Annotated in this window: 17 protein-coding genes; 8 read left to right on the forward strand and 9 right to left on the reverse strand. The window is 74.8% G+C overall.

The features are described 5' to 3' along the window. Window positions 1–10: 10 nt before the first annotated feature. From RM590_RS33145 to RM590_RS33160, 4 genes are all read right to left on the reverse strand, one after another. Window positions 11–295, reverse strand: coding sequence for a RapZ C-terminal domain-containing protein (locus RM590_RS33145; RefSeq protein ID WP_311708503.1), 285 nt, complete (start codon window positions 293–295; stop codon window positions 11–13). Next, a complete protein-coding gene (locus RM590_RS33150) occupies window positions 213–2,771 on the reverse strand; it encodes a site-specific integrase (RefSeq protein ID WP_311708504.1) in 2,559 nt (852 codons plus the stop codon). The genes RM590_RS33145 and RM590_RS33150 overlap by 83 nt, the downstream gene beginning before the upstream one ends. Continuing rightward, complete coding sequence (locus RM590_RS33155) at window positions 2,768–3,937, reverse strand: tyrosine-type recombinase/integrase (protein WP_311708505.1); 1,170 nt, start codon at window positions 3,935–3,937, stop codon at window positions 2,768–2,770. Before RM590_RS33155 ends, RM590_RS33150 begins: the two co-directional genes overlap by 4 nt. A gap of 113 nt (window positions 3,938–4,050) precedes the next feature. Continuing rightward, window positions 4,051–4,410, reverse strand: coding sequence for a hypothetical protein (locus RM590_RS33160; protein ID WP_311708506.1), 360 nt, complete (start codon window positions 4,408–4,410; stop codon window positions 4,051–4,053). 103 nt (window positions 4,411–4,513) lie between these two features. Between RM590_RS33160 and RM590_RS33165 the strand changes: the two genes are divergently transcribed. From RM590_RS33165 to RM590_RS33175, 3 genes are read left to right on the forward strand one after another with little or no spacing between them, the layout of a single operon-like run. Continuing rightward, a complete protein-coding gene (locus RM590_RS33165; protein WP_311708507.1) occupies window positions 4,514–5,296 on the forward strand; it encodes an SGNH/GDSL hydrolase family protein in 783 nt (260 codons plus the stop codon). Between the two features lie 11 nt (window positions 5,297–5,307). Continuing rightward, window positions 5,308–6,738: an adenylosuccinate lyase gene (gene purB, locus RM590_RS33170; protein WP_311708508.1), complete on the forward strand. Its 1,431-nt coding sequence runs from the start codon at window positions 5,308–5,310 to the stop codon at window positions 6,736–6,738. A gap of 39 nt (window positions 6,739–6,777) precedes the next feature. Further along, window positions 6,778–7,932 (forward strand): ROK family transcriptional regulator, encoded by a 1,155-nt coding sequence (locus tag RM590_RS33175; protein ID WP_311708528.1) that lies wholly within the window; start codon window positions 6,778–6,780, stop codon window positions 7,930–7,932. On the opposite strand, the gene RM590_RS33180 is transcribed toward RM590_RS33175, so the two are convergent. Then, window positions 7,919–8,665, reverse strand: coding sequence for a GntR family transcriptional regulator (locus RM590_RS33180; protein ID WP_311708509.1), 747 nt, complete (start codon window positions 8,663–8,665; stop codon window positions 7,919–7,921). The genes RM590_RS33175 and RM590_RS33180 overlap by 14 nt on opposite strands. A gap of 175 nt (window positions 8,666–8,840) precedes the next feature. On the opposite strand from RM590_RS33180, the gene RM590_RS33185 reads away from it, so the two are divergent. Next, complete coding sequence (locus RM590_RS33185) at window positions 8,841–9,599, forward strand: glucose 1-dehydrogenase (protein WP_311708529.1); 759 nt, start codon at window positions 8,841–8,843, stop codon at window positions 9,597–9,599. Here RM590_RS33185 and sigJ read toward each other — a convergent pair. Together sigJ and RM590_RS33195 are read right to left on the reverse strand one after the other, a co-directional pair. Then, the gene (gene sigJ, locus RM590_RS33190) at window positions 9,596–10,504 is read right to left on the reverse strand and encodes an RNA polymerase sigma factor SigJ (RefSeq protein WP_311708510.1); all 909 of its coding nucleotides are present in this window, start codon (window positions 10,502–10,504) and stop codon (window positions 9,596–9,598) included. The genes RM590_RS33185 and sigJ overlap by 4 nt on opposite strands. 4 nt (window positions 10,505–10,508) lie before the next feature. Continuing rightward, window positions 10,509–11,453, reverse strand: a complete 945-nt coding sequence (locus RM590_RS33195) for a DMT family transporter (RefSeq protein ID WP_311708511.1) — start codon at window positions 11,451–11,453, stop codon at window positions 10,509–10,511. Between the two features lie 46 nt (window positions 11,454–11,499). Between RM590_RS33195 and pdxR the strand changes: the two genes are divergently transcribed. The 3 genes from pdxR to RM590_RS33210 all read left to right on the forward strand — a co-directional run bounded on the left by pdxR (window position 11,500) and on the right by RM590_RS33210 (window position 15,411). Beyond that, window positions 11,500–12,963 carry a MocR-like pyridoxine biosynthesis transcription factor PdxR gene (gene pdxR / locus RM590_RS33200; protein ID WP_311708512.1) on the forward strand — a complete coding sequence of 488 codons (1,464 nt, stop codon included), beginning with the start codon at window positions 11,500–11,502 and terminating at the stop codon, window positions 12,961–12,963. Between the two features lie 65 nt (window positions 12,964–13,028). Then, window positions 13,029–13,694, forward strand: coding sequence for a GNAT family N-acetyltransferase (locus RM590_RS33205; protein WP_394814023.1), 666 nt, complete (start codon window positions 13,029–13,031; stop codon window positions 13,692–13,694). Window positions 13,695–13,725: 31 nt separating this feature from the next. Continuing rightward, a complete protein-coding gene (locus RM590_RS33210) occupies window positions 13,726–15,411 on the forward strand; it encodes a DUF885 domain-containing protein (RefSeq protein WP_311708513.1) in 1,686 nt (561 codons plus the stop codon). A gap of 66 nt (window positions 15,412–15,477) precedes the next feature. Here the strand turns inward: RM590_RS33210 and RM590_RS33215 are convergent, their stop codons facing one another. Beyond that, complete coding sequence (locus RM590_RS33215; RefSeq protein ID WP_311708530.1) at window positions 15,478–15,966, reverse strand: rhodanese-like domain-containing protein; 489 nt, start codon at window positions 15,964–15,966, stop codon at window positions 15,478–15,480. 121 nt (window positions 15,967–16,087) lie between these two features. On the opposite strand from RM590_RS33215, the gene RM590_RS33220 reads away from it, so the two are divergent. Further along, entirely contained in the window at window positions 16,088–16,579 is a 492-nt protein-coding gene (locus RM590_RS33220; RefSeq protein WP_311708514.1) for an Lrp/AsnC family transcriptional regulator, read from the forward strand. On the opposite strand, the gene RM590_RS33225 is transcribed toward RM590_RS33220, so the two are convergent. Next, on the reverse strand, window positions 16,524–19,535 hold the full coding sequence (locus RM590_RS33225) for an SMC family ATPase (protein ID WP_311708515.1): 3,012 nt from the start codon (window positions 19,533–19,535) through the stop codon (window positions 16,524–16,526). The genes RM590_RS33220 and RM590_RS33225 overlap by 56 nt on opposite strands. Window positions 19,536–19,537: the final 2 nt, after the last annotated feature.

The raw sequence follows: 19,537 nt of genomic DNA on the forward strand, positions 1-19,537 counted from the left end.
TGGCTTGTGGCTAGAGACCTCCGGCGCATCCGATGGCGATGCCGCGAGGACCAGCGGGGAGCGTCGCGTAACTGACGAGGTTGTCGATCAGTTCGCGGGCGCCGGGGGTGTGGAGGACGACGTCCTGGACGCGGGGGTGGAAGCCGTCGAAGTCGAGGATGTCGCGGGCGGCGGCCGGGTCGCGGAGCCGCTCGCGGACGTCCTCAACGCGGTCAGCGGTCGGCGGGATCGGCCTGCCGTCCTGGTCTTGGGGAAGGTGAAGGTAGCCGAACGAGATCAGTCGTATCGGGTCCATGGTCTGGTTTTCCTGTCGCTGGTGGTGAGGGTGCTCGGTCGGTGAAGACGGGCATGCCGAGGTCGACCAGTTGGGGTCGGCCGTCGGCCGGGGCCCGGGTGAGGCTGTTGAGCTTGGCTGTGGTGGCGTCGAGGCTGACCTGGAGTCCTTCGACTTCGCCGAGCCAGCCGTTGCCGCGGGCTTCGCGGATGCGTTCGCGGAGGTTCTGGATGATCTCGATGAGGCGGGGCCGCTGGCGGGGGTCGATCTGGAGGACCGGGCAGCGGATGCAGGCGTGTTCGTGCTTGCAGGGGGTTCCGTAGGGGCGGCCGCAGGTGCCCAGGGAGACCTTGCGCAGCTCGAAGTGCTGCTGGAAGTCGCGCCATTCCTGCTCGGTGGGCTCGCGGTATTCGTCTTGGGGCCGGTCGGCGCGACGCCGGTCGAGGAAGCTGCGGTAGGTCCGCACCAGGTCGTCCTGGAAGACGGCGAGGTATGCCTGGGTGGTGGTCAGCGTCTTGTGGCCGAGGATGCGCGCGGCGATGTGGACGGGCAGGCCGCCGGTGACGGCTTCGGTGGCGAACATCCTGCGGAAGTCGTGCGGGGTGTAGCGCAGGGGCTCGCCAGCGGCATCGCGCAGGCCGGTGGCCGCGAGGGTGCGGTCAAGGAGACGCTTGACCGAGGTCTCGTTCATGACCTGCGCCTGCCAGTAGGGCCGCCGCTGGAAGAGGTGGGGGAGCTGCGGGCCGGTGACGCGTTCGTGGTGGTCGTAGCGGGCGACCAGCGGGATCTTGCTGTCGTTCGCGTCGCGCAGGCGCTTGACGATGGTGGCCAGGACGCTGGCCAGTTCGGGCTGACGAGCAGAAGCCGTTCCTCGTTGCTCTTGGACGGCACGATCTGTAGCAGCGGAACGATCTCGCCGGTCTCGGGGAGCTTGTAGGAGACCAGAGCAAGATGGGTCAGCTCGGTCAGTTCCTCGGCCCGGACGCCGGTGTGACGTCAGGGTCTCAATGACCGCCCTGCCCCAGAAGGCGTCGTCTTCGACGTCGCTCTGGTTGATCCGGCGGCCGGTGCTGCCGACCTCCTTGATGTAGACGTGCCGGGAGCCGTGGTCCAGGCGGCTGGGGACCTGGTTGACCTTGGGCAGGATGCGAAGGTAGCGGGTGCCCTCGTGCTCGAAGACCTCCTCGAACGGGGCGGCGCGGGCGGCCTCCAGCAGGGCGGCTGCCTCGCGGCGGACGCGTTCAGCGGTCTCCACCAGCACCGGCAGGTGGGGCAGACGCTCGCGGACGCGCTGGTGCATCCGCGAGTGGACCTGGGCGATGAGCTTGTGATTGCCCGCGCCGTCGCCACGGGTAATCGGGCTGGGGACGGCCCACTGGGCCCAGAACGGGTCGTCGTGGGCGCATTCCTGGATGTCCAGGCAGAAGCCGCGGACGCGCATCATCACGTCGATCCGGGAACGCCGCTCACGCACCCGCCCGCTCTTGTCGGTGTAGGTGGTCAGCCGTTCCTTCCAGCCGTCGATCACGTCCTGGGAAAGGCGCAGGGTGTCGATGCCGGGGTGGTGGGCCTCGATCTCCGCCCAGAACACCCCGGCCAGCTCGCGGACCAGGCCGCGGAAGGTGCCGTAGTCGACGCCGGGGCGGCGTTCTTCGAGGTAGCGGACCAGCATGTTGCGGACCGGGGTGGACTGGAGGTTGTAGGCGTCGACCAGTTCGGCGGTGGGCCGCTGCCCGTGCCGCAACGCGTCCTTGAGGGTGTCCTTGGAGTCGATGACTCCGATGCCGCGCAGCAGGTCCCGGGCGGCGTGGGTGCCCACATAGGCTTCGCCCCGGTCGCGCCGGCCGACCGCCCGCAGGTGGAAGACGTCCTCGCCGGTGAGCTGTTCCAGGTCCCGCCCGGTGTGCAGGATCATCGAGGAGATCACCCGCAGCCCCTCATCGATGTGGCGGGGCGTCATGCCGAGCTCGGTGCCGTACTCGCGCATGCGATTCAGCTGGCCGGCGGGGAACATCCGCTGGACGTCCTTGAGCAGGCTCAGGGCCCCGTAGCCGCGCAGGAACCCGTAGCGGGGCAGCACGATCCTGCTGACCATCAGGCTGTTCAGCCCCATGATGATCTCATTGCGTCGGGCCTCAGGGCAGCGTGGGTCGCCCTCGGTCAGAGGGTCGATCCATTCCTTGCCGCGGTCGGCGTCGGCGGCCCGCCAGCGAGCCTGCCACCCCTCTCCGGGATGGCTCAGCAGCCAGTCGAGGATCTTTCCCGCCCCGGCGAGGCGGATAGTTCCCGGTGCGAGTCCGCGGCTGTACTTTCGCTGCGGCCAGACTGGCGAGGTCGGCAGCAGGGCGAGGACTTCGTCCCGGCTGAGCCGCTCGCGCGGGCCGATGCGGTCCTCATCGGCCTTCAGGTCGTGCTCGACGAACAGCGGCCGTGCCGGTGTCGGGCCGGTCCCGGCTCGGCGGATGGAGTTGGCGCGGCGAGGTGCCTGGCGCGTCATGCCGCACCTCCGCCGAACAGCACGGCCAGGTCGCTGTCGTCGTAGCCCCCCGCGACGGACGGGGCGGGGCGCTTCGCCCGCTCCTTCAGCTCGGCCAGGTGGTCCTGGACGCGGCGGATGACCTGCGACTCTTCTTCGACCAGGTAGATGTCCGCGGTAGTGCTCAGGTGGGCGTGGCCGAGGATCGTCTGCACGTCCCGCAGCGACAGGCTCTCGTCGCGGGCCATGCGCAGGGCGGCGGTGTGCCGCAGGTCGTGCATCGACCAGTTCGTGCCCAGCAGGGCGTTGACCCGCCGGAACACCGCCCGCAGGGCCTCGTAGTTCATGGGCTGGTAGGCCAGCCCTTCACCGCGGTCGCGGCGGCGCAAGGTCAACCACAGCGGGGCCTGCGGATCAGCTGGCGGGCCCTCGGCGAGGTAGAGACGGATCCAGACGAAAGCCTCCGGGCTGGCCGGCAGCCACTGCTCGGCCAAAGTGCCCTTGCGCACCACCCGGACAAGTTGGTCGCCCCAGTCGAGGTCGACTCCGCGCACGCCCAGCAGCTCCGACGCGCGGGCGCCGTTGCTGACCGCCAGCGCGAGGATCGCCCGGTCACGATTCGAACGCAGGGCGCCGAACAGTTCGTTCCACCGCTGGTCCGGCATCTGCCGCGGCCGGCGCCGGGGCACCTTCGGGTTGTAGCGCAGCCGCCCTTCACCGCGCCGGAACGGCTCCAGCGGGTTGTGGTGGGCATGTGGCCGGCGCCGGTCGGACCGTGCGAGGGGCACCGGGTTGACCAGCGGCCCGGTGCCCCTCTCGATCCAGAAGTCGTAGAAGCTCCGGAGCACCGCGTTGCTGTGGCGGATCGTCCGCGGTTTGTAGCGGTCGTCCAGGTACGGCTTCTTCGTGATGGGATTCGTGGTCCCCGTGGTCGACGCGGAGTCCGTGCGGGCCGACCTGCGCGACTTGGTCGCTCCTCCGAGCCACAGCACGAAGTCCCTGACTTCGGCAGAGGTCGCGTGATCCCACCGCACATCAACGACGCGCAGCCACCGCCACCAGCGCAGCAGGTCGTACGCGTAGCTGCGGACACTGCCGGTCCGGTTGTCCCGGGCGATGAAGTCGATCAGGAACCTCCGGACCGGCTCCACCAGTCGGTCCTCGTCATCAACGACCAGCCACGGCACAACACCTTCAACAGCCGCCACCCGCCCCCACCGGGGCAGGCGGATCGACCGGACATCACGAGTCGCCTCGTCCAACACCTATGCGCTCCTTCACCGTTCGAGGTGCGCAAGGTCTACCGACTAGGCCAGGCAGGGGATACGCGTCTCCCCGGCGTGTCCTCCCGTAGTCCGGTCAACGACTCGGTGCCGTCCACCAGCGGGAACCACGCCGCGAGCCCCTGGGTGCGGGTCTCCTCCACGCGGATGGCCAGCGTCCGGTAGGCCCAGCCGGCCAGTGAGCCGTCCACCGGGAGGACGGGCTCGCGCTCGGCCAGCGGGAGCAGGTTCCGCTGCTGGACGTCGGTCAGGTAGAGCACGAGCTGATCGAAGCCGAGCAGACCGGCACAGCTCGCGAGCACGCCGGGCAGCTCGTCCGTACCCGCGGCGTTCGCCTCGGCGAGCAGGTCCTCCAGCAGCCTCTCCGGGTCAGCCATGGCCGCTCTCACCTCCCGGGACGGCATCAGTCTCACACCGCCCGGCCGTCGGCGCCCGCCGGGTCGGGGCGGGGCCATCTGCCTGGTTACGATGTTGGCCGCCATGGACAGCGCATCTGATTTCCGTAGCTTCGTCGCCCTGGGGGACTCGTTCACCGAGGGCATGTCGGACGCCCTGCCGGACGGGACCTACCGCGGCTGGGCGGATCTCCTGGCTCAGCGGCTGGCCGCGCGCCAGGCCGGTTTCCAGTACGCGAACCTCGCGGTGCGCGGCAAGCTGATGCGGCAGATCGCCACCGAGCAGGTGAGCACCGCGGCGGCGATGGGGGCCGATCTGGTGACGCTGGTCGGCGGGCTGAACGACGTGCTGCGGCCCCGGTGCGACATCGACGAGGTGTGCGGGCTGCTGGAGGACTCGGTGGCCCGGCTGGCGCCGTCCTGCCGGCAGCTTGTCCTGATGCGCAGCCCGGGGCGGCGCGGGCCCGTGCTCGAACGGTACCGGCCGCGCATGGAGCGGCTGTTCGCGTTCGTCGACGAGCTGGCGGAGCGGCACGGCGCGCTGGTGGTGGACCTCTTCGCGTCGCGGGCGCTGGGCGACCCGCGGCTGTGGGCGGACGACCGGCTGCATCTGACGGCCGAGGGGCATCGCCGGGTCGCGGAAGCGGTGTGGGAGCGGCTGGGGCACCGGGCGGCGTTCGCTTGGGACAAGCCGCTGCCGCTGGCCGCGCCGCTGAACTGGGCCGCGCGGCGCGCCGCGGACGCGCGCTTCGCCCGGGAGCATCTGCTGCCGTGGATCGGACGGCGGCTGACCGGCCGTTCCTCCGGTGACGGGCGGGCGCCCAAGCGCCCGGAGCTGGCCCCGCTGCCCGCGGAGGAGTACCCGTAGAATCCGGTGCCGTGACTGACAAGCCGCGCATTCCGAACGTTCTGGCCGGCCGCTATGCCTCCGTGGAGCTGGCGCGCCTGTGGTCCCCCGAGTACAAGGTGGTGCTGGAGCGCCGGCTGTGGCTGGCGGTGCTGCGCGCGCTGGCCGATCTGGGTGTGGCGGTGCCGCCGGCGGCGGTCGCCGACTACGAGCGGGTTCTCGACCAGGTGGACCTGGCGTCGATCGCGCGGCGCGAGCGGGTCACCCGGCACGACGTGAAGGCGCGGATCGAGGAGTTCAACGCGCTGGCCGGGCACGAGCAGGTGCACAAGGGCATGACCTCGCGCGATCTGACGGAGAACGTCGAGCAGTTGCAGATCCGGCTCTCCCTGGAGCTGGCGCGCGACCGCGCGGTGGCCGTGCTGGCGCGGCTGGGCCGGCTGGCGGGCGAGTACGCGGAGCTGGTCATGGCGGGCCGCTCGCACAACGTCCCGGCGCAGGCGACCACGCTGGGGAAGCGTTTCGCCACGGCCGCCGACGAGCTGCTGGTGGCGATCGGCCGGGCGGAGGAGCTGCTGGCGCGCTATCCGCTGCGCGGGGTGAAGGGGCCGGTGGGCACCTCGCAGGACATGCTGGACCTGCTGGGCGGCGACGAGCGGCGGCTGGCGGAGCTGGAGGGCCGCGTCGCCGGGCACCTGGGCTTCGGGCAGGTGTTCACCTCGGTGGGGCAGGTGTATCCGCGGTCGCTGGACTACGAGGTGGTGACGGCGCTGGTGCAGCTCGCGGCGGCGCCGTCGTCGCTGGCGAAGACGATCCGGCTGATGGCCGGGCAGGAGCTGGTGACCGAGGGGTTCCAGCCGGGGCAGGTCGGTTCCTCGGCGATGCCGCACAAGATGAACACCCGGTCCTGTGAGCGGGTGAACGGCCTGGCGGTGATCCTGCGCGGGTACGCGTCGATGACCGGGGAGCTGGCGGGCGACCAGTGGAACGAGGGCGACGTCTCGTGCTCCGTGGTGCGGCGGGTGGCGCTGCCGGACGCGTTCTTCGCGTTCGACGGGCTGGCGGAGACGTTCCTGACGGTGCTGGACGAGTTCGGCGCGTTCCGGCCGGTGGTCGAGCGGGAGCTGGACCGTTATCTGCCGTTCCTGGCGACCACGAAGGTGCTGATGGCGGCGGTGCGGGCCGGGGTGGGCCGGGAGACCGCGCACGAGGTGATCAAGGAGCACGCGGTGGCGTCGGCGCTGGCGATGCGCGAGGGCGCCGAGCGCAACGAGCTGCTGGACCGGCTGGCCGCCGACGAGCGCATCCCGCTGGACCGGGCCGGGCTGGACGCGCTGATGGCGGACCGGCTGTCGTTCACGGGCGCGGCGGCCGGGCAGGTCGCGGCGGTGCTCGCCCGCGTGGAGGAGGTCGTCAAGCGCCACCCCGAGGCGGCGGCGTACGCTCCGGGGGCGATTCTCTAGCTCTCACTCAGCTCTCACTCGGCGCGCGGGAGGCGGATGGTGGGGAGTCTCACGGGCGGTGATCCCTCGCTGCTGCGCAAGATCAACTCCGCGGTGGTGCTGCGGGCGCTGCGGGAGGCGGAGCCGTCCTGCTCGCTGACCGATCTGGCCCGGGTGACGGGGCTGTCCCGGCCCACGGTGGAGGGCGTGCTGGAGGGCCTGGGCGAGGCGGGTCTGGTCGCGGAGACCGGTGCGGCCGGGGAGCGGCGTCCGGGGCGCCCGGCGCGCAGGTTCCGGTTCCGCGCGGAGGCGGGGCGGCTGCTGGGCGTCGAGGTCGGGCCGCGCCGGGTCGCGGCTGTGCTCGGGGACCTGTCGGGACGGCGGCTGGGCACGGTGGCGCACGATGTGGACACGGCGGCGCCCGCGGCCGAGCGGCTGGCGAAGCTGGACGCGGTGGTGGCCGAACTGCTCGAGGGCAACGCGGTGGACGCGGGCACCCTGCGGGCCGTGGGCGTGGGCAGCCCGGGGATCGTGGCGGCGGACGGGACGGTGCGGCTGTGCACGGCGCTGCCCGGGTGGACGGGCCTGCCGCTGGGCGCGCGGCTGCGGGAGTCGTTCGGCTGTCCGGTGCTGGTGGAGAACGACGCGAACGCCGCCGTGCTCGCCGAGCGCTGGGTGGGCGCGGCGGTCGGCGCGGACGACGTGGTGATGGTGCTGGCCGGGCTGAGCCCGGGCGCGGGGTCGCTGATCGGGGGGCGGCTGCACCGAGGGCACGGCGGGGCGGCCGGGGAGATCGGGGCGCTGCACCTGCTGGGCCGGCAGGCGAGGCCGGAGCGGCTGCTGTCCACCTCGGACGAGCCGCTGGTCCCGCTGGACGAGCAGGCGGTGGCGCGGGTGTTCGCGGCGGCGCGGGCGGGCGACCGGCGGGCCGGGGACGCGGTGGCGCGGTTCGTGGAGCGGCTGGTGCACGACGTGGCCGCGCTGGTGCTGGCGCTGGATCCAGAGCTGGTGGTGATCGGCGGCTGGGCGGCGGGACTGGACGGGGTGGTGGAGCCGGTGCGGCGGGAGCTGGCACGGTACTGCCTGCGCACGCCGCGGGTGGTGGCCTCGGCGCTGGGCGGCGCGGCCGTGGCCACGGGCGCGCTGCGGCTGGCGCTGGACCGGGTGGAGGCCGAGCTGTTCGCCGTGCCCGGCCGGGACCTCAGCGCGCCGTGAGCGAGAGCGGCGCCTGGTTGCCGAAGGTGAGGCGGCAGGTGTCGGCCCGGTAGGTGGCGACCGACGCGGCCACGGTGCGGCCGGCGGCGACATACCGGGTGGTGACGATCAGCACCGGGGAGCCGGGCAGCCGATCGAGGCTGCGGGCCTCCTCCGCGCCGGCCGAGCCGAGCTCCACGGCCCGGTCCTGGCCGCCCGGCTCCAGGCGCCGCAGCCGCGCCAGGACCTCGCGGGCCCGGTCGCCGCCGGCGGCGGGCACGCGGCCGTCCGGGGCGGGCAGCACGACGGACGGGATGTACAGGTGCTCGACGGCGACGGACTGGCCCTGGGTGATCAGGCCGCGCAGCACGGTCTCCACCGGCTCCTCGGGCGGCACGCCCAGAAGCCGGGCGACGGCGGGCGGCGGGGACACCCGGACGCAGTCGGTGGCGACCCACGTGTCGCCGGGAGCGCCAGGCCAGGTGTGCTGCCGGGGGCTGACGTCCACGCCGACGCGCGGGGGCGCCACGGTGGTGCCCACGCCGCGGCGGCGCTGGAGGCGGCCCTCCAGCTCGAGCTGGTCCAGGGCCTGCCGCAGCGTGGCGCGGGCGACGCCGAACCGGGCGGCGAGCTCGCGTTCGTTCGGCAGGGCCTGGCCGACGGAGAACTCCGTGTCGAGCGCCTGGGACAGCACCGTCTTGAGATGCCAGTACTTGGGCTCGGGCTGCTGCTCGCCGAGCTGAGTGGTCCCCACCCTTGCCTCCCCGTCCGCCGGCGGTCGCCGGGTGTCGCGGCACCATTATGAAAGGTTGTTGCGTATGTAGGGACCCTAGGCCGAGGGAGTGGCTTGGTCAAGACCAATCCGGGGGGCGTAGGGTCGGCCCGTGCCATCGAAAACAGATACGGAACAGCGGGAACACCGGGCCGAATTGCCCCGGCCGGAGCGGAACGTCACCGTGATCACGGGCGGCAGCCGCGGCATCGGGGCGGCCATCGCCGTGCGGCTGGCCGAGGCCGGCCACGACGTGGTCATCGGCTACGCCGCGGACGCGGACGCCGCCGCGCGCGTCGCCGATCAGGTGCGGGCCGCGGGCCGGGCGGCCCTCCCCGTGCGGGTGGACGTCGCCGAAGAGGACCAGGTGCACCGGCTGTTCGACACGGCGATGGAGACGTTCGGGCCGTTCACCGCCCTGGTGAACAACGCTGGAGTGACCGGGCCGCTGGGCCGGTTCACCGAGACCGCCACGGACGAGATGCGCCGCGTGGTGGCGGTCAACGTGCTGGGCACGCTGCTGTGCGCGCGGCGCGCGGCGCGGGAGATGTCCACGCGGTACGGCGGCGCGGGCGGCGCCATCGTCAACATCTCCTCCGGCGCGGCCACGCTGGGCAGCCCCGGGGAGTATGTCCACTACGCGGCGACGAAGGCGGCGGTGGACGCCATGACGGTGGGGCTGTCCAAGGAGCTGGCGCCGGACGGGGTCCGGGTGAACTCGGTGCAGCCCGGCATGATCCTCACCGACATGCACGCCACGATGGGCGACCCGGAACGGCCCTGGCGCAACCCGGACCGGGTCCCGATGCGCCGCCCCGGCCACCCGGAGGAGATCGCGGGCGCCGTCGCGTGGCTGCTCTCCCCCGAGGCGTCGTACACCACGGGCGCCGTCCTGCGGGTGACCGGCGGCCTTTAGACCGGGGGCGCGAGGTGCGCCAGCTTCTCCGGGTTCGTCACCAGGTACACCCGTCGCACCAAGCCGTCGGCGACGCCCAGCATGAAGACGCTGTGCGGGCGGCCGTGGCTGAAGACCAGCAGCGTGGGGGCGCCGTTGAAGTCCATGAAGTGGTAATCGGCGGCCGGGGGCGCCTGCTTGGCAATGCCCAGGCCGAACCGGCTCACCTTGTCGGCGCCCTCGATGACGCGCAGCGGGGCCTTGGCCCGGCCGCCGCTGTCGCCGACGAGGCTGACGTCGGCGGCCAGCAGGGACATCAGCCCGTCCATGTCGCCCTCCAGCGCGGCGGCGAGGAACCGTTCGGTGAGGTCGCGGCGTTCCCCGGCGTCCACGGTGAACCGCGGGCGGCGTTCGCTCATGTGGCGCCGGGCGCGGCCGGCGAGCTGGCGGACCGCGGGCTGGTCCCGGCCCAGCGCGGCGGCGATCTCGGAGTAGGGCAGGCCGAACGCCTCGCGCAGCACGAACACCGCGCGCTCCAGCGGGGACAGCGTCTCCATCACCAGCAGGACGGCGTAGGAGACGGTGTCGGCCAGCACGGCGCGGTCCGCCCCGTCCGGGGTGGCCCCCAGCCCGGCGAGCGCCCGGTCGGTGGGCAGCGGCTCGGGCAGCCAGGGGCCGACGTACGTCTCGCGGCGGGCGGCGTGCTGGCGCAGCCGGTCGATGGCGAGGCGGGTGACGACGCGCACCAGGTAGGCGCGCGGGTCCCGGACGCCGTCGCGGTGCGCGCCGGACCAGCGCAGCCACGCCTCCTGGACGATGTCCTCGGCGTCCGTGACGCGGCCGAGCATGCGGTAGGCCACGCCGAACAGGGCGGAGCGGTACTCCTCGAAAACGGCCAGGGCCTTGTCGTCCGCGTCATGTGCCACTTGGTCATCCCACCCGAGCGGCCCGCGGTGTGTCCAGTCGCGCGGGGCCGTCCCCGCCCGGGCCGTCCCGGCGGGCGCGCGCGGTGAGCAGGCCGGTGCCCAGCGCCACCCCGGCCGCGACGAGGAGGCTGCCGGCGAGCGCGGCGGCGCGCAGCGCGCCCTGGCCGGCCAGCGGCGCGGTGAGCGCGGCGGAGACGGGGATCAACCCCGAGAAGAGCGTGGCCCGTTCGGTCCCGATGCGCTGGATGCCGGCGTACCAGCACAGGAAGCCGACCACGGTCACGACGACCGCCTGCCACGCCAGTGCGGCGGCCTCGTCGGGCGCCGGGGCGCGCAGCCAGCCGGCGCCGTCCAGGGCGAGGCCGAGCAGCGCGGCCTCGGCGGCGGCGACGCCGCAGACGACGGCGGTCAGCAGCAGCGGCCCCAGCGGCCGCACCAGGGGAACGGCGAGCACGGCGAACCCCACCTCGCCACCGAGCGCGGCCACCGACCAGGCGAGCCCGGTGGCGTCGGTGGCACCCCAGCCCTGGATGACGAACGCGCCGGCGGCGACGGCCAGGGCGCCGGCGAGCACCGCCCGGCGGGGGCGGCGCCCGTCGAGGGCGGGGACGAGCACGGCGACGACGACGGGGGCGCAGCCGACGAGGACGCCGGGCACGGCCGGTTCGGCGGTGCGCTCGGCGGCGAGGACGGCGAGGTTGAAGCCGACCATGCCGACGGCGGCGAGCAGCGCGAGCCGCAGCCACTGCCGGGGGGCGAGGGCGCGCAGCGGCGCGGCGGCGCCGCGGGCCACCGCGGGCAGCAGGAGCAGACAGGCCAGGCCGTAGCGCACCGCCTGGCCGCCGGCGTGCGGGTAGTCCACCAGGACGCCGTTCGCGGTGAACGAGGCGCCGACCAGGACGCAGGCGACGGCGGCGAGCAGGGCACCACGGTGGTGCGGGAAAGTCATGGGGCGAGGCTAGAAAGACGGTTGGCGCCCGTTAAGGTCCAATCCCATGGCGAATACGGGGACCAATCCCGGTGGGCGCGGCACGCCGGCCTGGGAGTTGCTGGCGGGGGTGGCCACGGCGGCGCCCCGGCGGCGGGGGCGGGAGTTGCAGGCGGGGCTGCGGGACGCGGTGCGGTCCGGGCGGCTGGCCGGCGGCACCCGGCTGCCCGCCAGCCGTGAACTGGCCGCGGATCTCGGGGTGTCGCGCGGCCTGGTGACCCGGGCGTACGAGCAACTGACGGCCGAGGGGTATCTGCGCAGCGGCCGGGGCGCGGGCACCTGGGTGTGCGAGATCGCGCGGCCGGCGGGCGCGCCGGCCGGGGACGGCGACGGCCGCGGGGGCGAGCCGGTGGCGGACTTCCGGCCGGGGACGCCGGACCTGGCGCTGTTCCCGCGCGCGGCGTGGGCCGCGGCGCACCGCCGAGCGCTGGCCGCGCTGCCGCACCGGGGCCTCGGCTACCCGGATCCGCGCGGGCTGCCGGAGCTGCGCCGGGCGCTGGCCGCGCTGCTGGCGCGGCGGCGCGGGGTGGTGGTGGACGCGGACCGGCTGCTGGTGTGCTCGGGGGTGGCGCAGGCGCTGACGCTGCTGGGCGTGGTGCTGCGCGGCCGGGGGCCGGTGGCGGTGGAGGCGCCGGGCAGCCCGCCGCACGAGGAGCTGTTCACGGCGGCGGGGACGGGCACGGTGCGGGTGCCGGTGGACGGGTCGGGGCTGGTGCTCCGGGAGCTGGCCGCCTCCGGGGCGCGGGCGGCGGTGGTGACCCCGGCGCACCAGTTCCCGACGGGCATCGTGTATCCGCCTGCCCGGCGGCGGGAGTTGCTGGCCTGGGCGCGGGAGCTGGACGGGCTGCTGGTGGAGGACGACTACGACGGGGAGTTCCGCTTCGACCGGGCGCCGGTGGGAGCGCTTCAGGGGCTGGATCCGGAACGGGTCGCGTACACCGGCTCGGTGAGCAAGTCGCTGGCGCCGGGGCTGCGGCTGGGCTGGCTGGTCGTGCCGGAACGGCTGCTCGGCGAGGTGGTGGAGCGCAAGCGGCTGATGGATCTGGGGCATCCGGTGCTGGATCAGGCGCTGTTCGCGGATTTCGTGGCGAGCGGGGAGTACGACCGGCAGTTGCGGCGCTGCCAGCGCGCCTACCGGGAGCGGCGGGACGCGCTGGTGGCCGCGCTGGCCGAGTGGTGTCCGGGCGCGGCGGTGACGGGGATCGCGGCCGGGCTGCACGCGATCGTGACGCTGCCCGAACGCTTCGGGCCGCAGGAGCGGTTCCTCGCCCGGGCTGCCGCGGCCGGGGTGGCGCTGCGGCCGTTGACGGACTTCGGCGGCACGGCCCCGGCCGACGGCCGGGTGCGGCTCGTGCTCGGGTACGCGCACCTGGGCCCGGGAGCGATCCGGCGGGCGATGCGGCTGCTGTCGCGGGCGGCTGGTGAGTCGTCCGGCGCCCCACGCGTCACGAAGGGCGCATTTCCCGCGTAGCCCCCTTTACCGTTCGGTCACAGAGCGTTCGTGATCACGCAATAACGGGGGGCGAGAGTGCTCCCATGGCTGACTCCGACTCATCGCACGGTTCGACTCGATTCCCCCGCCTCCAGTTCCGGAAAGGCGAGGGCGGCTACCACGCGGGCCGCCCCTGCCCGCCGGCGGCACCGCGGAACGAGCTCGCGCCGCCGCGGGTGACAGTGCGGGTCGCGGGGTGCGATGGGCTGGTGCTGCGGGCGGCCGGGCCCGCCGACCTGGAGGCGGCGCTGGCGCTGCACGGGCGGTGCTCGCCGGGCACCCTGGCCGGCCGCTACCACGGCCCGGTGGCGGAGGCCGACAGCTATCTGCGGCATCTGCTGAGCCCCCGGCACGGGCGCAGCGTGGTGGCCGAGACGGGCGCCGGTCAACTCGTGGCGCTCGGCCATCTGCTGTGGGACGGCGAGGAGTCGGAGGTGGCGCTGCTGGTGGAGGACGCCTGGCAGCGGCGCGGCGTGGGCTCCGCCGTGCTGCGCGAACTGATCGGCCTCGCCGAACGGGACGGCCGCGAAACGGTGTACGCGGTCACCCGGACCTCGAACGCGGGCATGGCCGCGGTGCTGCGCGCGACCGGGCTGCCGGTCGAACACCGGGCGGAGGAAGGGGCGTTGGTGCTCACCGCGCGGCTGAGCCCGGCGGGCGGGCGCGGCGCCCAGCCGTCGGCGGCCCTGCACGGCCCGGCCCGGTGGTGACGAATCCCGTCCCGCGTATCAGGATGGGTCCATGTCAGATGACCCACATGCCCAGCTCCCCCGCCGGCTCGCCGACTCACATGTCGACGCGCTGGTCGAGCTCGACCCGATCACCGGTACGTTCCTGGGTGTTCCCGGCAGCGCCGACCGCCTGCCCGACTTCTCCCCCGACGGCCAGGAGGCCGTGGCCGACCTGGCGCGCCGAACTCTCCGGGCCCTGCCCGCGGGTGAGGCGCTGCCCGGCGCCGACAGCGACGCCGAGCGGCGCTGCGCCCGGCTGCTCCGCGAGCGGCTGACCGCCGAACTCGCGGTGCACGAGGCGGGCGAACCACTGCGTGCCGTGAGCAACCTGCACTCCCCCGTGCACGCGGTCCGGGAGGCGTTCACCATCAGTCCGACCGGCACGGACGAGGACTGGGCGGCGCTGGGCCGGCGGTTGCGCGCGGTGCCGGACGCGCTGGCCGGGTACCGGGCGTCGCTGGCCGAGGGGATCGGCCGTTCGCTGCCCGCCGGGCCGCGTCAGGTGGCCACGGTCATCGGGCAGTTGGGCGAGTGGGTGGGCTCCGGGGACGGCGGCTGGTTCGGTGGCTTCGTGGCAGGCGGGCCGGCGGCGCAGCGGGCCGAGCTGGACGCGGCAGCCGGGCAGGCGACGGAAAGCGTCGCGCTGCTGCGGGACTGGCTGCGCGACACGTACGCGCCGACCGTCGAGGGCGCCCCGGAGATCGTGGGCCGGGAGCGGTACGCCCGCTGGGTGCGGTACTGGAACGGCACGGACCTGGATCTGGACGACGCCTACGCCTACGGCTGGGCGGAGTTCCACCGACTGTACGCCGAGATGCAGGCGGAGGCCGAGAAGATCCTGCCGGGCGCCACGCCGTGGGAGGCGCTGCGGCATCTGGACACCGAGGGCGAGGCCGTCGAGGGCGTCGAGGAGGTCCGGGCCTGGCTCCAGCGGCTGATGGACGACGCGATCGAGGCGCTGGACGGCACCCACTTCGAACTGGCCGACCGCGTCAAGCGCGTGGAGTCGATGATCGCGCCGGCCGGCAGCGCGGCGGCGCCCTACTACACGGGCCCCTCGCTGGACTTCTCCCGGCCGGGCCGCACCTGGCTGCCGACGCTGGGCCAGACCCGTTTCCCCGTGTACGACCTGGTCTCCACCTGGTACCACGAGGGGGTGCCGGGCCACCATCTGCAACTGGCGCAGTGGGCGCATGTTGCCGACGACCTGTCCCGTTACCAGACGACCGTGGGCATGGTCAGCGCCAACGCCGAGGGCTGGGCGCTCTACGCGGAGCGGCTCATGGACGAGCTGGGCTTCCTCTACAACGCCGAGCGGCGGCTGGGCTATCTGGACTGCCAGATGATGCGCGCGGTGCGGGTCATCATCGACATCGGGATGCACCTGGAGCTGGAGATACCCGGGGACTCCCCCTTCCACCCGGGCGAGCGCTGGACGCCGGCGCTGGCGCAGGAGTTCTTCGGGCGGCACAACGGGCGCCCGGCGGACGTCGTGGAGAGCGAGCTGGTGCGCTACCTGGGGATGCCGGGCCAGGCCATCGGCTACAAGCTGGGCGAACGGGCCTGGCTGCGCGGCCGGGAGGCGGCCCGGCAGGCGCACGGCGCCGCGTTCGACGCCAAGAAGTGGCACATGGCGGCGCTCTCCCAGGGGTCGCTGGGGCTCGACGACCTGGTGGCGGAACTGTCGGTCCTGTGACGCGCGGGCGGCGGGCCCGTTCGTACGCCCGCCGCCCCGGTCCGTGGTGTTCGGCAGCCGCGGTGTTCAGCAACCGCAGGAGGCCGCCGCGACGGGGGCGACCAGCGGGTCGGCGTCGGTGCGGCGGGGGCCGTCCGCCGTTTCCACGGTGAAGCCCTCGCGGATCCAGTACTCGATGCCGCCCAGCATCTCCTTGACCCGGTAGCCGTGCCGGGCCAGGGCGAGCGCGGAGCGGGTCGCGCCGTCGCAGCCGGGGCCCCAGCAGTAGGTGACGACCGGCACTTCGGGGTCCAGCAGGCGCGGCGCCAGCTCGGGGATCCGGGCGGTGGGCAGGTGGACGGCGCCGGGGATGTGCCCCTGATCCCAGGCCTCGGTGGAGCGGGAGTCGACCAGGACGAACCCGGGGTTCCCGCCGTGCAGGGCGGCGTGGACGTCGGTCACGTCCGTGTGGAACGCCAGGCGTGCCGCGAAGTACTCGGCTGCGGCGGCCGGTTCGGCGATGTGCCGCACCGCGGCCGGGGTGGTCGTCGCTGTTGTCTCCGTCGTCGCCGTCATGGCTGTCATCGCTGTCATGGCTGTCATGGCTGAAAATCTATGGGCCGCGCCGCACCCGCAGAAGGCGTCTTCCCCGGCGTCCGGCTTGATCCGCCGTGGAATCACCTGTTAGACAGTGGCCATGACCGAGTATTCCCCGGACGCCACCGACTGGCGGCTGCTCGCGGCGTTGCAGGCGAACGGCCGGGTCGGCTACGCCGAACTGGCCCGCACCGTGAACATGTCGGCCAGCGCCGTGACCGAGCGCGTGCGGCGGCTGGAAGAGGCCCGGGTGATCTCCCAGTACACCGCGGTCGTGGATCCGGAACGGGTCGGGCTGCCGGTGCTCGCGTTCGTGCGGCTGCGCTATCCGCACGGCAACTACCGGCCGTTCCACGACCTGCTGGATTCCACCCCGGAGATCCTGGAGGCGCACCACGTGACGGGCGACGACTGCTTCGTGCTGAAGGTGGCGGCCCGTTCCATGCGGCACCTGGAGGAGGTCACCGGGCGGATCGCCGGGCTGGGCTCGGTGACGACGAGCGTGGTGTACTCCTCGCCACTGACGGGGCGCCCGCTCACGGGCCCGGCTGAGCGGTCCGGTGGCGGACCGTCGAGCCGCGCCGGGTCTTGATCACATCCAACTGGGCGGGGATGCGGCCGCGCAGGTCGGGGACGTGGCTGACGATGGCGACGCTGCGGCTCCGCTCGCGCAGCGCGTCGAGCACGTCCAGCACCTCGTCGAGGGACTGCTCGTCCAGGCTGCCGAAGCCCTCGTCGATGAAGAGGGTGTCCAGCCGCTGACCGCCCGCCTCCTCCGCGACCACGTCGGCCAGGCCGAGGGCCAGCGCGAGGGAGACGAAGAACGACTCGCCGCCGGAGAGCGTCGCGGTGTCCCGGGCGCGGCCGGTCCAGGCGTCCATCACGTGCAGGCCCAGGCCCGAACGGGCCCGGCCGGTCCGGGCGTCGGAGTGGATCAGGGCGTAGCGGCCGGCGGACATGCGGTGCAGGCGGACGCTGGCGACGGCGGCGACCTGTTCGAGCCGGGCGGCGAGCACATAGGTCTCCAGCCGCATGCGGTACTCGTTCTCCGGCGAGGTGCCGGCGGTCAGGCCGGCGAGGCGGGTGATGTGCCGGCTCTCGGCGCGCAGCGGGGCGAGCGCGGCGGCCTCGGCGGCGGCGCGGGCGGACAGGTGGTCGAGCTCGGCGACGCGGGTCCCGGCGGCGGCCTCGGCGGCGGAGGCGGCGCGCAACCGCCGGGTGGCGGCGGCCAGATCGGCCTCGGCGGCGCCGGGGTCGGCGGCGGGCAGGGCGGCGGCGGCCGTGACGCGGGGGTCGGCCAGGACGGCGGCGATGGCCGTCTCCTCGGCCGCCCAGGCGTCGAGCCGGTCCTGGAGGGCGCGCTGCCGCGCCGGGTCGAGCAGGGCCTCGGCGGCGGCGCGCGGGGTGTCGAACCCGGCGCGGTAGGCGGCGTCGGCGGCGCGGGCGTCGGCCTGTTTGAGCCGGTCGGCGGTCTCCTCGGCGGCGCGGGCCGCGGCGGTGGCGGCGGCCAGGGCGTCGGCGCGGCGGGCGAGGCCGGCGGCGCGCTCGGCGACATCGGCGGCGCCGGCCCGGGCGCGGTCGATCTCCCCTTGCAGGGCGGCGTGTTCGGCGTGCAGCACCTCGCGCCGGGAGGTGCGGGCGGCGGCGCGGCGCTGGAGGTCCTGGCGGAGGGCGAGCAGCGCCTCGTGGTCCCGCTCGGCGGCGGCCAGGGCGGCGCGGGCGGCGGGCTCGTCGGCGGCGGCCCCGCGGGCGCCGGCCAGCTCCTCGCGCAGCGCCCCGGCCGCCTCGGCGAGGTCGGCGGTGCGGGCGTCGCCGGCCGTCGCCGCCGCGACGGCGTGGTCGGCGCGGACGGCGGCGAGCCGCTGGTCGGCGGCGGCGCGGCGGTCCTCGGCGGCCCGGTGGGCGGCGAGGGCGGCCTCCTCGGCGGCGCGGTCGACATGGCCGGTGGCGGCGCGGGCCGGCCGGGGGTGGTCGGGCGAGCCGCAGACGGCGCAGGGCTCGCCGGCGCGCAGGCCGGCGGCGAGTTCGGCGGCGATGCCGTGCAGCCGGCGCTCCTTGAGGTCGAGCCAGTGCGCGTACGCGTCGGCCGCGCGCTCGCGGGCGACGAGCAGGTCCTCCTCGGCGGCGCTCAGGTCGCCGGCCAGCTCGTCGCGGCGCCGGGCAGCGGCGAGGCGGTGCTCGGCCGGTTCGAGCAGGGCGGCGGTGTGCGCGGCGCGCGCGGCTGCGCCAGTGGCGTGCTCAACGCGCTCCCGCAGCCGCTCCTGCTCCTCGGGCCAGGGCGCCAGGCGCCGTTCGGCGTCGGCGAGCCGGGTCTCGTCGGCGGCGGCCTCGGCGGTGAGCCGGGTGAGCTCGGCGGCGATCGCGCGGGCGCGGTCTCCGGCGGCGCGGGCCGCGGTGAGGGCGCCGAGCCGCTCCCGGGTGGCGCGTTCCCGCTCGGCGAGCGCGGCGGCCGGGGCGTCGGCCGGCTCGTCGGTGAGGCCGGCGCGGGCTTCCCGTTCGGCCTCGGCGGCGGCGCGGTGCTCGGCCTCGGCCGCGTCGCGCAGGCCCAGGGTCGGGGCGACGGTGTCGGCGGCGCGGGCTCGGGCCAGCCGGGCGCGGGCGGACTCGCGCTCGGGCCGCTCGGCGGCCAGGGCCTCGGCGCGGCGGTGGGCGTCCCGCTCGTCGTCCTGGAGGCGGGCCCATTCAGCGGTGTCCTCGTGGTGGCGCCGGGCGCGAGCGTGCGCGGCCTCCGCGGCGGCGAGGGCACCGGCCGCGATGGCGTGGCGCTCCCGCGCGGTGCACCGCGCCTGCGCCGCCCTTTCGAGAACGAGGTCGGCGAGGTCGGGGTCGCCGGGGGCGGCGTCCCCGGGGCCGGCGGGCTCGCCCGGCAGTGGGGCGGCGGCCTGCTGGATGCGGTGGGCGGTGGCAAGCAGCCGCTCGTCGCCGGCCCGGACGCGCTGAACGGCGGCGGCGCGCAGCTCGGCGAGGTGGGTCTCGGCGGCGGCGAACCGCCGGGTGTCGAACAGCCGCCCGAGCAGCTTGGCGCGGTCCTCGGCGCCGGCCCGCAGGAAGCGGGCGAAGTCGCCCTGGGGCAGCAGGACGACCTGGCAGAACTGGTCCCGGCTCATGCCGAGCAGCCGGCCGAGCTCCTCGCCGATCTCCTGGTGGGAGTGGCTGAGGGCGCGCCAGGTGCCGGTGGCCGCGTCGTGCTCGCGCAGCAGGCTGCGGGCCCGGTCGCGGGTGGTGCCGGTGCCGCGCCGTTTGCGGCGCTCCTGCTCGGGGCGGCGGGTGATCTCCAGGCGCCGCTCGCCCAGGGTCAGTTCGAGCACGACCTCGGTGGGGGTGCCGGGGTCGGCGTGGTCGCTGCGCAGCGCGATGGCGCTGCCCTGCCGGGCGCCGGGGACCGAGGCGTAGAGGGCGTAGCAGACGGCGTCCAGGATGGAGGTCTTGCCGGCGCCGGTGGGGCCGTGGAGAAGGAACAGGCCGGCGGCGGAGAGCCGGTCGAAGTCGATCCGCTGGGAGCCGCCGAAGGGTCCGAAGGCGGTGAGGGTGAGCCGGTGGAGCCGCAACG

Origin of the sequence: Streptomyces litchfieldiae, assembly GCF_031845365.1 — a bacterium.
GTDB classification, from domain to species: Bacteria; Actinomycetota; Actinomycetes; order Streptomycetales; family Streptomycetaceae; genus Streptomyces; species Streptomyces litchfieldiae.

Coding starts and splice junctions, on each gene's coding strand:
- RM590_RS33145 (WP_311708503.1), bottom strand. CDS start 295: ATGGACCCGATACGACTGATCTCGTTCGGCTACCTTCACCTTCCCCAA.
- RM590_RS33150 (WP_311708504.1), bottom strand. CDS start 2,771: ATGACGCGCCAGGCACCTCGCCGCGCCAACTCCATCCGCCGAGCCGGG.
- RM590_RS33160 (WP_311708506.1), bottom strand. CDS start 4,410: ATGGCTGACCCGGAGAGGCTGCTGGAGGACCTGCTCGCCGAGGCGAAC.
- RM590_RS33165 (WP_311708507.1), top strand. CDS start 4,514: ATGGACAGCGCATCTGATTTCCGTAGCTTCGTCGCCCTGGGGGACTCG.
- RM590_RS33195 (WP_311708511.1), bottom strand. CDS start 11,453: ATGACTTTCCCGCACCACCGTGGTGCCCTGCTCGCCGCCGTCGCCTGC.
- pdxR (WP_311708512.1), top strand. CDS start 11,500: ATGGCGAATACGGGGACCAATCCCGGTGGGCGCGGCACGCCGGCCTGG.
- RM590_RS33205 (WP_394814023.1), top strand. CDS start 13,029: ATGGCTGACTCCGACTCATCGCACGGTTCGACTCGATTCCCCCGCCTC.
- RM590_RS33210 (WP_311708513.1), top strand. CDS start 13,726: ATGTCAGATGACCCACATGCCCAGCTCCCCCGCCGGCTCGCCGACTCA.
- RM590_RS33215 (WP_311708530.1), bottom strand. CDS start 15,966: ATGACGGCGACGACGGAGACAACAGCGACGACCACCCCGGCCGCGGTG.
- RM590_RS33220 (WP_311708514.1), top strand. CDS start 16,088: ATGACCGAGTATTCCCCGGACGCCACCGACTGGCGGCTGCTCGCGGCG.